This is a genomic window from Actinoalloteichus sp. GBA129-24 (genome assembly GCF_001941645.1).
Taxonomy (GTDB): domain Bacteria; phylum Actinomycetota; class Actinomycetes; order Mycobacteriales; family Pseudonocardiaceae; genus Actinoalloteichus_A; species Actinoalloteichus_A fjordicus.
Genome location: NZ_CP016077.1, coordinates 5,800,906 through 5,814,872 on the forward strand (window position 1 = coordinate 5,800,906; position 13,967 = coordinate 5,814,872).

General features: G+C 69.9%; 11 protein-coding genes and 1 tRNA gene. 4 read left to right on the forward strand and 8 right to left on the reverse strand.

The genetic code is table 11. The features are described 5' to 3' along the window. Nucleotides 1-197 precede the first annotated feature (197 nt). The 7 genes from UA75_RS24815 to ggt form a co-directional block, all read right to left on the reverse strand. Nucleotides 198-905: an RICIN domain-containing protein gene (locus UA75_RS24815; protein ID WP_075742315.1), complete on the reverse strand. Its 708-nt coding sequence runs from the start codon at nucleotides 903-905 to the stop codon at nucleotides 198-200. A gap of 294 nt (nucleotides 906-1,199) precedes the next feature. Continuing rightward, nucleotides 1,200-1,643 carry a hypothetical protein gene (locus UA75_RS24820; RefSeq protein ID WP_198044206.1) on the reverse strand — a complete coding sequence of 148 codons (444 nt, stop codon included), beginning with the start codon at nucleotides 1,641-1,643 and terminating at the stop codon, nucleotides 1,200-1,202. 112 nt (nucleotides 1,644-1,755) lie between these two features. Then, the gene (locus UA75_RS24825) at nucleotides 1,756-3,828 is read right to left on the reverse strand and encodes a beta-galactosidase (RefSeq protein ID WP_075742316.1); all 2,073 of its coding nucleotides are present in this window, start codon (nucleotides 3,826-3,828) and stop codon (nucleotides 1,756-1,758) included. Nucleotides 3,829-4,045: 217 nt separating this feature from the next. Next, nucleotides 4,046-5,377 carry an ABC transporter substrate-binding protein gene (locus tag UA75_RS24830; protein WP_075742317.1) on the reverse strand — a complete coding sequence of 444 codons (1,332 nt, stop codon included), beginning with the start codon at nucleotides 5,375-5,377 and terminating at the stop codon, nucleotides 4,046-4,048. 100 nt (nucleotides 5,378-5,477) lie between these two features. Next, complete coding sequence (locus tag UA75_RS24835) at nucleotides 5,478-6,407, reverse strand: carbohydrate ABC transporter permease (RefSeq protein WP_075742318.1); 930 nt, start codon at nucleotides 6,405-6,407, stop codon at nucleotides 5,478-5,480. Between the two features lie 4 nt (nucleotides 6,408-6,411). Beyond that, the gene (locus tag UA75_RS24840; RefSeq protein WP_075742319.1) at nucleotides 6,412-7,341 is read right to left on the reverse strand and encodes a carbohydrate ABC transporter permease; all 930 of its coding nucleotides are present in this window, start codon (nucleotides 7,339-7,341) and stop codon (nucleotides 6,412-6,414) included. A gap of 628 nt (nucleotides 7,342-7,969) precedes the next feature. Beyond that, nucleotides 7,970-9,799 (reverse strand): gamma-glutamyltransferase, encoded by a 1,830-nt coding sequence (ggt, locus tag UA75_RS24845; RefSeq protein WP_075742320.1) that lies wholly within the window; start codon nucleotides 9,797-9,799, stop codon nucleotides 7,970-7,972. 504 nt (nucleotides 9,800-10,303) lie between these two features. On the opposite strand from ggt, the gene UA75_RS24850 reads away from it, so the two are divergent. After that, nucleotides 10,304-10,377: transfer RNA gene (locus UA75_RS24850), tRNA-Ile, on the forward strand. A 151-nt stretch (nucleotides 10,378-10,528) separates the two neighbouring features. Then, complete coding sequence (gene xerC / locus UA75_RS24855) at nucleotides 10,529-11,770, forward strand: tyrosine recombinase XerC (protein WP_232251120.1); 1,242 nt, start codon at nucleotides 10,529-10,531, stop codon at nucleotides 11,768-11,770. Here xerC and UA75_RS24860 read toward each other — a convergent pair. After that, the gene (locus tag UA75_RS24860) at nucleotides 11,744-12,988 is read right to left on the reverse strand and encodes a helix-turn-helix domain-containing protein (RefSeq protein WP_075742322.1); all 1,245 of its coding nucleotides are present in this window, start codon (nucleotides 12,986-12,988) and stop codon (nucleotides 11,744-11,746) included. The genes xerC and UA75_RS24860 overlap by 27 nt on opposite strands. 234 nt (nucleotides 12,989-13,222) lie before the next feature. Here UA75_RS24860 and UA75_RS34130 point away from each other — a divergent pair, with 234 nt between their 5' ends. Then, nucleotides 13,223-13,765 carry a bifunctional DNA primase/polymerase gene (locus UA75_RS34130; RefSeq protein ID WP_075742323.1) on the forward strand — a complete coding sequence of 181 codons (543 nt, stop codon included), beginning with the start codon at nucleotides 13,223-13,225 and terminating at the stop codon, nucleotides 13,763-13,765. Continuing rightward, entirely contained in the window at nucleotides 13,762-13,962 is a 201-nt protein-coding gene (locus tag UA75_RS24870; protein WP_075742324.1) for a hypothetical protein, read from the forward strand. The genes UA75_RS34130 and UA75_RS24870 overlap by 4 nt, the downstream gene beginning before the upstream one ends. The last annotated feature ends 5 nt before the right edge of the window (nucleotides 13,963-13,967 follow it).

Genomic DNA, 13,967 nt, shown 5'->3' on the forward strand with positions numbered 1-13,967 from the left:
CGCCACGGACGGGGCCCCCGCGATGCCGCCGAGTAGGCAGGCGCACCGGCCAGGCCCGCTCAGACGGAGCCGCCCGACGCCGGTAGGCGGACAGCCGACGGCTCGCCGAGGATTCGGCGACGAACAGGCGGGCACCGCTCCCCCACGGGGCTCGGGGCCCGCCTGTCTCGGTGCCTGCCTGCGATCCGCCTACCCGATCACGACCCGGCGGGATCGGTCTCGTCGATCACCTGCCAGCGCTGGTGCGCGCCGGAGTTCGGCGTCCAGACCGAGACCTCGGCGCCGTCGTGCGTCGCCTCCCCGCTCACCTCCAGGAGCAGACCTGCCTCGGCGTTGATCAGCGTCCAGGTCCCGTCGCCGGTGGTCGAGCCGATCCACTGCGCGGCGGCGTCCGCCTGTCCCTGCGCGTCCTCGAGGCCGACCTCGCCGTCCCGCAGCGCAGGCCGCCGATCGGTGTCGGCGGTGGTGACGACGTAACGGGCCCGGTTGCTGAGGTCCTCGGCCGAATCGGCGACCCTGGTCAGCCGCCACGCCTGCGCGGCGTTCCCGTCGACCGGGGTGCGGATCTCCGTGCCCGTGCCGTCGGCGGCGACCGTCAGGGATCGGCCGCTGCCGACCCCGGTAAGCCGGTAGTCCCGGCCGTCCCGAATCGTCGCGGCGTCCTCGGCCACCCCGGACACGCCGCTCACCGCCAGCGTGGCGACCGACCGGGCGGGGACCTCCACCGTGGCCGTGCCCGTGGCGGCGTCCACGGGCTCCTGCGGGACGAGCCCGCCGTCTGCGCTGGTCGCCACCGGGGTCACCGTGGCATCGGCGGCGACGTCGGCGAACCGGATGCCGTGCGCCGCCTCCAGACGTTCCACCGCGCCCACCAGGTCCGCGGCGAAGTCCTCGACGTCGTCCACCTTGAGCTGATCCTGCTGCGCGTCGAACCCGCCGGAGACATACCCGCTCAGAGCCTGTCGTTGATCCCTGCCTTCGGAGTTGCGCGGGGCCGGCGCGGCGATCTGCGGCGTTGTCGTCGGTCACCATGACTCCGCCATGGCTCCCTCCTGTCGCCTGGCAGCTCATCCACGCCGATCCCCGCTCACGACGGAGAGGAATCAAAGACAGACTCTCAGTCATGAACCACGGCGGCGAGTTGCTGAAGGCCTCCCAGTGATCGATCTGTCCCTTGATCCGGTCGACCCACCATCGCTTTAGTCTGATCCGCGTCCGGGTTCCCGTGCGCCGGATCGTCTGCCGACCACCAGTCGACGTCCTCGCGAGTCGTGCCCTCGGGCGCCTGCCACCAGCCCGGCACCGCAGCCCCGGCGCGCAGGTAGTCCGGCACGTCGGGGGCGTTCCCGCCGCCGATGTTGTAGCGGGCGAGGTTCAGGGCCAGCCCCTCGGCGGGCGAAGACCAGCTCGGCGAGTTCCTCGCGGATCTCGTCGGGATAGCCCCCGGTGGCGCTGGCGAACCAGACCAGGCTGGTGCCCCAGCCCTCGAAATCCGGCCCCTGGTAGGAGGGGTCGGGGGTGATGGTGACCGCCGAGGCGGGCTTCACCGCGACGGCGGGCCCGGCCCCCGCTGCGGCGGAGCCGGTCGCCATCGCGATGACGCCCAGGCCTGCAACCAGGCGCTGCGTACGTGGTCGTCTCATTCCGGTGTCCTCTCGAGTCCTTGACGAGCGGTGCGGAGATGAACTCGTGGCCGAGACGACTTCGGCGGTGAGCGCCGGGCCTCGGCGGTCGATCCGGATCAGCGGGTCTCGATCAGGCGGTCTCCTCCGGGGAGCGGCTCAGCACCAGGACGTCCCTCGGCCCCAGCACCAGCGGCGACGGCCCCGAGTCCTCGGCCCCGCGCTGCGTCCCGGTCCCGGCGAGGACCTCGCCGAGCACGCCGGGCAGTTCGACGGGTTCGTCCGTGCGATTGACCAGGAACCAGTAGACGGCGTCCGCCGAGCGGCGCACCGTCAGCTCGACGCTGCCGCGCGCGGACTCGGGCAGCTCGCTGGCCACGCCCGCCGCGCCGAGGAGTCGGGCCAGCACGCCGCGCAGACCGTCGGGCCCCAGCCGGGTCGACACGTAGGAGGCCGAGCCCGCGCCGACCACGCGCCGCGTCACGGCGGGCAGACCGGCCAGGTCGCCGTCGGCGTAGCGGGTCAGCACCTCCACGTCGGACTCGACGCGGCTGATCCGGTCGGTCCACAGCGTCCCGATCCCGCCGTCGTCGAGCACGGCCTGCCGACCGTCCAGCAGCGGCTCGAACTCCTCGATCCGGATGCCGAGCAGCTCACGCAGCGCCCCCGGATATCCGCCGAGCCAGGCGTGGTCGTTCTCGTCGACGATCCCGGAGAAGTAGGTGGTGACCAGGTGTCCGCCGCCCTGGACGTAGTCGGCGAGCCGGTCGCGCAGCTCTGCGGTGACCACGTGCAGCACGGGCGCGATGACGACGTCGTAGCCTGCCAGCTCAGCCGCCACCGGGACGACGTCGACCCGGACGCCCTCGGCGAGGAAGGCCGAGTACCAGTCCAGCGCCTCACGGTGGTACCGCAGCAGCGAGGTCGGGTGCGAGTCCTGCTCGCTGGCCCACCACGACTGCCAGTCGAAGACGATGGCGGCCCGGGCGGGCTCGCGGGCGGAACCGGCGATCGGCGCGAGGTCGCGCAGCAGTCCGCCGAGCCGAGTGACCGAGCGGAACACCTCGCTGTCGGCCCCGGCGTGCGGCACCATCGCCGAGTGGTACTTCTCGGCCCCGGCTGCGGACTGCCGCCACTGGAAGTAGCAGACCGCGTCGGCCCCGTGGGCGACGTGCACCAGCGAGTCCCGCGCGAGTTCGCCTGCCCGCTTGGCCAGGTTCACCGGCTGCCAGTTCACCGCACTCGTCGAGTGCTCCATGAGGAACCACGGGCTGCCTCCCGCGATGCCGCTGGTGAGGTTCGCCGAGAAGGACAGCTCGTCGCGGGCCTGTGGACCGGGAATGACGTAGTGGTCGTTGGAGACGAAGTCGACCTCGCTCGCCCAGTCCGCGTAGTCCATCCGCTTCGTGCCGCCCATGACCATGAAGTTCGTGGTGACCGGCACCTCCGGCGTGATCCGGCGCAGGATCTCGCGCTCGGCCACCAGGTAGTCCTTGAGCGCGTCGGAGGAGAAGCGGGCGAAGTCGAGCTGCTGGGTCGGATTGGGATGCGAGGCCGCGAGTCGGGGCGGCAGGATCTGGTCCCACTCGGAGTAACGCTGGGCCCAGAAGGCCGTTCCCCAGGCGTGGTTGAGGCCGTCGAGCGTGGTGTAGCGGGCCCGCAGCCACTGGCGGAAGGCGCGCGCGGCGTCGTCGGAGTAGTCGTAGACGTTGTGGCAGCCCAGCTCGTTGGACACGTGCCAGGCGACCAGCGCCGGATGGTCCCGATACCGCTCGGCCAGCGCGGTGACCAGTCGCAGGGCGTGTTCCCGGAACACCGGCGAGGTCGGTCGCCAGTGCTGGCGGGCGCCCGGCGAGAGGACCTCGCCGGTTCGCGTGACGGGCAGGATCTCGGGGTGTTCGGCAGCCAGCCACGGCGGCGGCGACGCGGTGGCCGTGGCCAGGTCGACGGCGATCCCGTTGGCGTGCAGCAGGTCCATCGCCTCGTCGAGCCAGGCGAAGTCCCACTCCTCGCGCCGAGGCTGGATGCGGGCCCAGGAGAAGATGCCGAGCGACACGATCGTGACGCCCGCCTGGCGCATCAGGGCGACGTCGTCGTCCCACACCGATCGCGGCCACTGTTCCGGGTTGTAGTCGGCCCCGAAGGCCAGCCCCCTCGGGGAGCCGGTCGGCATTCGCAGCCAGCGCGGGGAGGTGGGGGAAGACATGTCGATCCTCTCGATGCGTGGGCGGGGGTCGTGTCGTTCGTGTGCGGCGGTCTCGGACAGCCGAGCGCTGCGGTGGTTCGCCGACGGGCTTCGTCGGGTCTGTCGAGTTCGCGACGTGGCAGGCCCTCCCGTCGTCGGGGTGGTCACGGCGTCCGCGCGGCGAGCTCGGACGCGCGACCTGCGGACGGACTCGGCCGTGCCGGACCGCCCGCCGTGCTCAGCCGACGTCGAAGCCCTGGTCGACGCCGTAGGCCGACACGCTGTCCTCCCAACGGCCCAACGCGTCGGCCAGCGGTAAGTCCGAGACGTAGGCCTGACCGACGGTGTCGTTGAAGATCGAGTTCGCATACGCCTGATAGGGCAGGTAGGACCAGTCGTCGGCGACACCGGCCGCCGCGTCGGCGAAGATCTGGTTCGCCTGCTGGCCGCCGAAGTACGGCAGCTCGGCCGAGAGGAACTCCTCGGACTCCAGCTCGGCGACGGTCGCCGGGAAGGCCCCGGCGTCCAGGCGGGTGACCACGCCCTCTCCGGTCGTCACGTAGTCGATGAAGGCGTAGGCGAGCAGCTTGTTCCCGCTCGCCGTCGGCACGGCCAGCCCGCTGCCGCCGTTCTCCGCCTCGGCGGACTCGCCCGCCGCCCACTGCGGCAGCGGCGCCACCCGCCACGATCCCGCGCCGGAGGGGACACCGGAGGAGAGGTTGGCGGGCATCCAGGCCCCGGTCGCGAGACTGGCGATGCTGCCGTCCGCCATCCCCTGGTACCACTCGTCGGTCCAGGAGTTGATCGGCGAGACCAGGTCCTCGTCGATGAGCTGCTGCCAGATCTCGGTGTAGCGGGCGGTGCCCTCATCGGAGAAGTCGATCTCCACGCTGGTGCCGTCCACGGTGAAGGGGCGCCCGCCCGCCTGCCAGATGAGGCTGGTGGTCAGGCCCGCCTCGCCGTTGTCGCTGGTGATGTAGACGTCCGGGTCCGCAGCCTGCAGCGCACGCGCCGCGTCGAGATACTCCTCCCAGGTGGTCGGCACCTCGACGCCGTGTTCCTCGAAGAGGTCCTGGTTGTAGAACAGTGCCATCGGCCCGGAGTCCATCGGCAGGGCGTGCACTCCCCCGCCGCCGGTCACCGAGTTCCACGGCCCCGGCGAGAAGAGGTCTTCGAGATCGCCCGCCCCGAAGCCCGCCAGGTCCGACACCGCTCCGGAGACGGAGAACTGTCCCAGCGCGAAGTACTCGATCTGTGCCACGTCGGGACCGCCGTTGCCCGCGGAATGGGCGTTCTGCAGGGCGGCGTACTGGTCGTCGCCGGTGCCGACGTTGACGATCTCGACCTCCACGCCCGGATGCAGCTCCTGGAAGTCGACGGCGGTCTGGGCCAGCGTCGGCTCCCAGGCCCACACGGTGATCGAGCCGCCCTCGTCGAGCGCGGCCTGGATCTCGGCCGCCGAGGCCGAGGTGGGACCGTCGTCGCCACCGGAGCCGCAGGCGGTCAGGCCGAGGACGACGACGAGAGCGGTTCCGATGCCACGCGCGAGGCGGCGGGGACTCGTGTTCATGATCGACTCAGCTCGCTTCGCTGTCGGTGTCGAACGTGGACGATGGGCAGCAGGCCCGCCTGGGCGGCGAGGACCGGCGGCTGCCGAGGGGCGTCGGCGCTCACTCCTTGACGCTCCCGGCGGCCAGACCCGACTGCCAGTAGCGCTGAAGCAGCAGGAATGCGGCGATCAACGGCAGGATGGTGATCAGCGAACCGGTGATCACCAGGTGGAACACCACCTCGCCGCCCGCCGTCGCCGCCTGGGCGTTCCAGGCGTTGAGCCCCAGGGTCAGCGGGAACCAGTCGGGATCCCTGATCATGATCAGCGGCAGGAAGTAGTTGTTCCAGGTGGCGACCATGCTGAACAGCAGGACGGTGACCGTGCCGGGCACCAGCAGCGGGAGGCTGATGCGGAAGAAGCTCCTGATCTCCCCCGCACCGTCGATCCGCGCCGACTCCAGCAGCTCCCGAGGGATCGCCTGCGCCGCGAAGACCCACATCAGGTAGAGGCCGAACGGGGTGATCAGCGAGGGGATGATCACCGCCCACGGCGTGTTCGTCAGCCCCATCCGGCTGAACATCAGGAACGTCGGGACGGCCAGCGCGGTGCCCGGCACGGCGACCGCGCCGATGACGACGGCGAAGACGGCGCGCTTGCCGGGGAAGTCGAAGATCGCGAGCGCGTAGCCGCCGAGCACCGCGAGGAAGGTCGCGCCGCCCGCGCCCACGACGACGTAGAGCAGCGTGTTGGCCAGCCAGCGGGCGAAGACGCCGCCGTCGTAGGTGAAGGTGGCGACGATGTTGTCCCAGAGCGCGAAGTCCTCGGCGAACCACAGGCCGAAGGAGTCGAACAGCCCGCCCGGCGTCTTGGTCGCGTTGATGAGCAGCCAGCCGAGCGGCAGGAGGCTGTAGACGAGGATGAGGCCGGTGAGCACGGTGAGCAGCACGCTGCGACGCGGGCGGGTGACCGTGCTCGGCCGTCGCGGCGTCCGCAGCCGGGCGTATCCGGGCCCCTTGCTCCGAGGGGCGGTGGTGACCGGGGTGCTCATCGACTCACACGTCCTTTCGCATGCCGCGAAGCTGCACCGCGTAGGCGATGACCATCGTGACGAGCCCCATGAGGATCGCGACCGTCGCCGCGTAGTTGTGCTGCTGCGCGGCGAACGAGAGCGAGAAGGTGTACAGGTTCGGCGTGAAGTAGGTGCTGATCGCGTTCGGCGCGAGATTCTGCAGGATGCTGGGCTCGTTGAAGAGCTGGAAGCTCCCGATGATCGAGAAGATCGTGGCGATCACCATCGCGCCTCGGATCGCGGGCAGCTTCACCGAGGTGATGACCCGCAGTTGCCCGGCTCCGTCGATCTCCGCCGCCTCGTAGAGCGAGTGCGGGATGACGCGCAGCGCCGAGTAGAAGATCAGCATGTTGTACCCGATGAACTCCCAGGTCACGATGTTGCCGATCGAGGCGAGTACGAGATCCGGCGACAGCGGGTTGGGCAGGGTGATGCCGAAGGCGTCGTTGATGTTGCCGACGAGCCCGAAGCGCGTGCCGTACATGAAGCCCCACATCAGCGTGGCGACCACGGCGGGCACCGCGTAGGGCAGGAAGATCGAGATCCGGAAGAAACTCCGGCCGTAGAGCCTGCCGCTGTCGATCGCCAGCGCGACCAGCAGCGCGATGCCCAGCATGATCGGCACCTGCACGGCCAGGAACAGTCCCACCCGGCCTAAAGCCTGCCAGAACTGCGGGTCGGCCATGGCCCGCTGGTAGTTCTCCAGGCCGACGAAGGAGTTGCCGCCGACCAGCTTGTCCCGGAAGAAGCTCAGATAGATCGAATACGCGATCGGCGCGAGGAACACCAGGGCGAAGACGACCATGAACGGTCCCATGAAGCCCCAGCCGACCCAGGATCGACGATCGGCCTGACCGGCTCCGGAGGCCGAGCGTCTCGACCGCCCTACCGGCGGCGATGACAGCGCTGTCATGTGGCTCCCTAGCTCCCACCACCGGAGGCTCCATCGCCTTCGGGGGCCGATGTTTACGTAACCATCGAGGTGCGCGAAATGCTGTCACCGCTGGGTGAAGGTCGTCAAGAGAGCGCGCGGCGGCCTCAATCGATGAAGGGGGCTCTGAGTCGAACCGCACGCCTGACGCCGAGCGCGTGCGCTGCCTGGACAGGCGCCAGTGCCCGGATGCCCGCCGTCCCCGATCGCGGCAGCAGAGGCCGTTCGACCCCGTGCAGCGCGGCGGCCTGACCACCCAGGCACCCGAGGCGCACCGGGGTGCCCGCCCAGGCGATCGGTGACCTCCGCAGGCCGTCCGGCCCCCGCAGTCAGGCCGGATCCGGCCATCTGCGCAGCCGGCGGCCGAGGCCGACGGGTCTCCTGCGCCTGAACCGCGAAGACAGCCGGCCTCGTCGAGCCTGCGTGGCATGTCCCGATCGGGACACCGTTACCACCGCAGGGCCGCCGCAGGCCGGTCTGCCCGGCGGTGCCGAAGCACATCGGTCCGCAGTGCCCTGCTTCCGACGGCATCCCGGCCGTCGCCTGCCCGCCGCCGTCGCCTACCCGCCGGCTCCGCCTGCCCGCAGGCACAGCCCGTCCGCACCGGTCCTCAACCGGTCTGATCCGCAGGCGTTGGCCGCACGACCGCAGCCGCGCCACCGCCCCGGCGCACCGGTTCGGCGGCGGCCAGCCACCGTCCGTCCGGCAGCCGCTCCACCCCGGTGACCGCACCGATCGACGAGGGTTGCGTGGCGAACCCCTGGCCTCGGTCCCGCAGCTCGGCGACGGCGGGCAGGTCGAGGAACGCCTGCTCGACCCCGGCCGTGGCGGCATTGCGCTGCGAGACGCGTGGCGCGGCGACGGCCGCAGGCAGCGAGAGGCCTCGGTCCAACCGCTGGAGCAGCACCCCGAGGATCGTGGTGATGATCGTGGTGCCACCCGGAGACCCGACGGCCAGCAGCGGCTCGCCGTCGCGGAGCACGATGGTCGGTGTCATCGAGGAGCGCGGCCGCTTGCCCGCATCGGGAAGGTTCGGGTCCGGAACGCCGGGCGTGACCGGCGTGAACGAGAAATCGGTCAGCTCGTTGTTCAACAGGAAGCCGCGACCGGGCACCACCATGCCGCTGCCGCCCTCCTGCTCGATAGTCAGTGTGTAGGCCACCACGTTGCCCCAGCGATCGGCCACGGTCAGGTGGGTGGTGCTCTCCCCCTCGTAAGGCGTCGGCGCAGGCGGGCCGTGGCTGCCACAGGCCTCCGGACTGCGCGGATCGCCGGGGGCGACGGGACTGGTCAACGCCTGCCCGGCCTCGAGGTCGATCAGGCAGCTCCGGCTGTCGGCGAACTCCTGTCCGGCGAACTCGACGGCGGGCACGTCGGCGAAGTCCGGGTCGCCGATCCACCGGTTCCGATCGGCGAAGGAGATCCGACTGGCCTCCAGATAGCCGTGCAGGTAGTCGGTCTCCGAGGCGTTCGCAAGGTCGAAGCGCTCCAGCATGTTCAGCGCCAGCCCCACGGTGAGCCCGCCGGAGGAGGGGGCAGGCATGCCGTAGACGTCCAGCCCCCGGTAGTCGACATGCGTGGGATCACGCGGCACGACGCGATACCCGGCAAGGTCGTCCACCGTCATCGCGCCAGGGCGGACGTTGCGGTCCGAAGCCGGGTCGACCCGCGGTTCTTGCACCGTCGCGGCGACGTCCGCGCCGATCTCCCCGCGATACAACGCGTCCACTCCGGAGCGGGCGAGCAGCCGATAGGTGTCGGCGAGATCGGGGTTGCGGAAGACCGAGCCGACTGCGGGAGCGTGGCCGTCGGGCAGGAACAGGTCGCGAGTGGCCGGGAAGACGGAGAACCGGTCCGCGTTGTTGGCGATCTGCCCGTGGAACGTCGAGTCCACGACGAACCCGTGCTCGGCGAGCCGCGTCGCGGGCCGCAGCAGGGCGGCGAGCGAACGCGTGCCCCACCGCTCGACGGCGTCCCGCCAGGTCGCAGGAGTGCCCGGGACCCCGACCGACAACCCGCTGGTGACAGCCTCGGAGAACGGCAACGGAGCACCGTCCTCAAGGAACAGGTTCTCGTCGACGGCGGCGGGCGCCGTCTCCCGGCCGTCCAGGGTGTGCACCCGCCCGGAGGCTGCGTCGAAATACATGATGAAGCCGCCGCCCCCGATGCCCGCGGAGAACGGATCGGTGACGCCCAGCGCGGCGGCGGTGGCCACGGCGGCGTCCACCGCGTTGCCCCCGCGCCGCAGCACGTCGATCCCGATCGCCGTGGCGTCCGCGTCCACGCTGGACACCGCACCGAAGTCGCCAACGGCCACCGGCTGTTTCGCGGTCGGCGGCGTATCTCCGACCGCGTGCGGCAGAGTCAGCGGGATAGCGGGACCGAGCAGTACCGTAGCGGCGGCGACGGCCAGGACCCGATGAGCGCGGCGAAGACGCATCGTGCAAGTCTCGCGACATTCCGTGCGCGGCCGCAATACTTCGGCTCAGGCCCGCTGTCGGTGATTTTCGGTCGGGCGAGGTCGCGGATTCTCCGGGACTGCGTGAGAGAGCCCGTCAGAGACCCCGGTTACCAGGCACATCAGCGGGGGCCGGTCGAGGAACACGCGGCACTACCGGCGGCCTCGCCGGCTTCCGACCGCGGCAGCCGTCCTCGCCATGCGACGGTCGGTCGCCCCACGAGGGTGGATTCTGGGTTGCTTCGCAGGTGTCGGTTCTTCTCCTGTCGATGTGTGGTGCGGTCGGCCGGGTCGGCGCGGTCGCCCGCATCCGATCAACCACAGCTGCGGAATCGTTCAGAATTCAACCACCGCAACCCGGCCCGCCGAGCCGTTGACCGACTCCGACCGGTCACCGAACCCGCGCCTCCCGAGACTCGCTAGGATCACGATCGCCCGATCCGCGCGACGAGGTTCCCCCTCCGAACGCGCAGGTCGACGGCGCCGGGGGCGGTAGCTCAGTCGGTTAGAGCAGGGGACTCATAATCCCTTGGCCGTGGGTTCGAGCCCCACCCGCCCCACACAGCCTGACCAGCCAAAACAGCCCGACCACGTTCCAGATGTTGATCTATGGGTGCCGTTGCGGGTGCGAGTAGCGTCGCTGACATGGCTACCGCACGGACCGACGGCCGGGCTCGCGGCCGGATCGAGACCAGGGGCGACACGCTTCGCGTGGTCGTCTACGCCGGGCTGGACCCTGTCACGGGCCGACGCACCTACCTCCGCGAGAAGATCGACGGCACCGACAAGGCCGCGCACCGCCGCGCACAGAAGGCGTTGACCCAACTCGCCGCCGAAGTCGACCGCGCTCGAACGCCCACCACGGCAGTGAGCTTCGCCCACACGCTCGACGAATGGATGCGCACGGCGGACTTAGAGCAGAGCACCAGAGACGGCTACCAGGGCTATATCGACCGCACCATCAAACCCGCGCTCGGGGACGTCGCGGTCAACAAGCTGAACGCGCGGAACCTGGAGACGCTCTACTCGGAACTGCGGCGCTGCCGGAAGCGATGTGACGGCTCGCCGTCGATCGACCACCGCCGGAAGGCCGAACACGACTGCCAGAAGGCAAAGTGCAGGCAACATGAATGCACTCCGATGGCGGCATCGACCATCCGGCAGGTGCACTCCATCATCGCTCGCGCACTGAACACCGCCGTCCGATGGGACTGGATCGCCACGAACCCCGCCGCCGTCGCTGCCAAACCACGCCAGACGGCACCCGAACCCAAGCCGCCGTCGCCGGCAGAGGCAGCGAAGCTGATCGATCGGGCGTTCGAGCTGGACTCGGCCTGGGGCGTGCTCGTCTGGCTCGTCATGACAACCGGTATGCGGCGAGCAGAAGTGGCCGCGCTCCGGTGGTCCCGCATCGACTTCGACGGAGAAATGATCGAGATTCGGCGAAGCTACGTCATGAGCAGGGGCGAAGGGCGGGAGAAAGACACCAAGACACACCAGATTCGCCGTCTGGCTTTGGACAGCGAGACCGTGGCGGTGTTGCGCGAGCACCTCGCGGCCTGCGAAGCACGGTGCGCAGAGTTGGGCGTCAAGTTCGACCCCGAACACTTCGTCTTCAGCAGCGCCCGCAACCCTGACCCGCGACGGCCCTACTCACCCGACGCGATCTCGCATCGCTACAAGAAAATGGCTGCCGGTCTGGGCATCGACACCCATATTCACGCGCTGCGGCACTACTCCGCGACAGAGCTTCTGACAGCGGGGATCGACCTGCGGACCGTCGCAGGCCGACTCGGACATGGCGGCGGCGGAGCAACGACCCTGCGGGTCTACGCGGCCTGGGTCGCTGCTGCGGACCGGAAGGCGGCGGAGTTGTTGGGCAGCCGGATGCCGAAGCGGGTCCGCAAGCCGGCCGGTCAGAAAAAGTCAGCCGGAAAGCGCAAGGCGAGCTAGCCGCCGTTGCTGCCGAGTCGAGCCGACCTGCCGAGCGAGCGTCCGCGCCTGGGTGGCCTGCTCGACGGCTGAGTCTCGTTCTCCGGCGTGCAGCAGTGCGTGGGTGAGGTCGACCCGCAGGGCCGTCTCGGCGCGGGTGAATGAGGGATCGAGGGCCTGTAGCGCATCGCTGAGGACGGTGACGGCGGAGCGTTCGCCGCAACGGGCCAGTGCGTGGCCGCGCCACCGGGTCAGATGGACGTCGTTCATCGCGACGTAGGGCGTCTCGGCGTGGACGGTGTCGGCGGGTAGTGCACGTGCCGCCCGGTCGAAGGCGCGGAGACTCTGGGCGGATTGGTCGTCGGCGGCGAGTGCCTCGCCGTGGGCTGCGGCAAGCCAGGCAAGCAGGATCGTCGGTGCGGACTGGCGGGCTGCGGCCAGTGCGTGGCCGGTGACCTCGCCGGCGTCGGCGGTGCGGCCGATGTCGATGAGCACGAAGGCCTGTTCGGCGATCACATGAGCGAACAGGGCCGCATTGCCGGATTCGCGGGCTGCGGCCTTGGCGTTCTCATAGTGCTGCCATGCCTCGCCGAGCAGACCGCCGTCCAGGCATTGCCAGCCGGCAAGGGTGCAGTACTCGGTGAGGACGGTGGCGAGGCTGCGTCGTATCGCCGGATCGACGCTGTGGCGCATCAACGGTTCGATCTGGGCGATCTTGGCGCGGACCTCATCGCGTAGCAGTCCGGCGCCCAATCGGCGGTCGAGGGTCCGAATCTGTGCCAGTTGAGCGGCGAACAAGGCGACGACGTCGGGGCCGACTCGCCGGGCGGAGTGGAGCGCGGCGGCGAGTTCCTGTGCCTGATCGTCCGGCGAGGCGTTCAGGTCTGTGACGGTCCCGCCGGTGTCCTCGGCGAGTGCGGCGTGACCGCGTTGTGCGCGGCTGCGGAAGGCGGCCTGTTCGTGTTCTCGCTCCGCGCGGTCGGATTCGCCGATAGCGGTGCGGAGTCGGTCGAAGTGATCGAGCAACGCGCCCTCGGCGCCCACAGCGTCGTCGGCGTCCGACCAGAACTGGCGGGTGGGGAGGTGTCGGCCTGCTTCGGCGTGGCTCACGGCGGTGCGGGTGTAGTGGACGCGGTGGGCGATCTCTCGTTGGGAGAGTCCGGCGGCTCGGCGGTGATCGGCGAGGGTGCGGCCGAGGGTTCGTTTGAGTTCTCGGATGGCGTCGGTCTCGCGTGCCATTGCCTGCGTCTCCCCGGTTCACCGTGGCCCGATACGGACGGCAGGGCCTATATCAGCGTACCGATCCGCGTTGTCGGCAAGATTTCACCTCCTTTTTCACCTGTGCTCTCACCTCTTCTGCTGTCTCCCACACCCGGAACGACACGCGGGTGTTCGTCACGGAGGGAGCCTGAGGTGCCACGCCGAGGTAGACGTCGGAAGCCGCCGGTTGCCATTGCGTTGAAACGTGCTGCGGTGGCGTATGCCGGGTACGGGTGGCGCGTGCTGCCGGGTGCCCGGTGGAACGGGAGAATGTACTACCGGCCGGACAGCGGCCTGCGGGTGCCCGGACTCCTCCCGGTCGTTCCTCGGATCGAGGCGACCGCCCGGCACGGTCAGATCGAGCGGTGGTGGACGGCTGCGCCGTTCTCCGTTCTGTTGGCCGCCGGAGGTGGATTTGCGGCGATCTCGGTGCCCGCCGAACTGGGTGTGGCGGCAGCGCGGTTCTCGGTATTCCGTGACGCGCCCACTCCGACGCTGGTTCATCCCGAGGGACGAATTCTGTTCCTGATAGAACCGATCACCGTCCTACGTCTGGAGCTGCGGAGTTTCCGCAGCGTGTTTCTCCTAGAACCGGGTGCGGTGTTTCCCGCTCCGCCGACTACGACCGGTACCGGCCCGGTGCGGTGGTGGTTTCCGCCGGATGCGTGCCCGATCGGCCTGGGGAGTTCGCGAGTAGTGCAAGAGGCGCTGTGTCAGGCGATCTCCGCCGTTCGCTACTCGCAGATGTCGCGATGACGGTGATGTCTGTGGTGTCGAATGCGGTGGACGTCTATGACGTCGCGTGGTCGCTGTTACTCGGTGCGGTGATCGCCGAAGCGGTCATCGCGCTGCGCTTCCTTCCGATACTGGATCTGTTCTGGCTGTTGTTCGCCGAATGGCGTTGGCGTCGGTGGTGGCGAATCAGGAGAAGTGTTTTTCGACGACGACATTAGCGGGT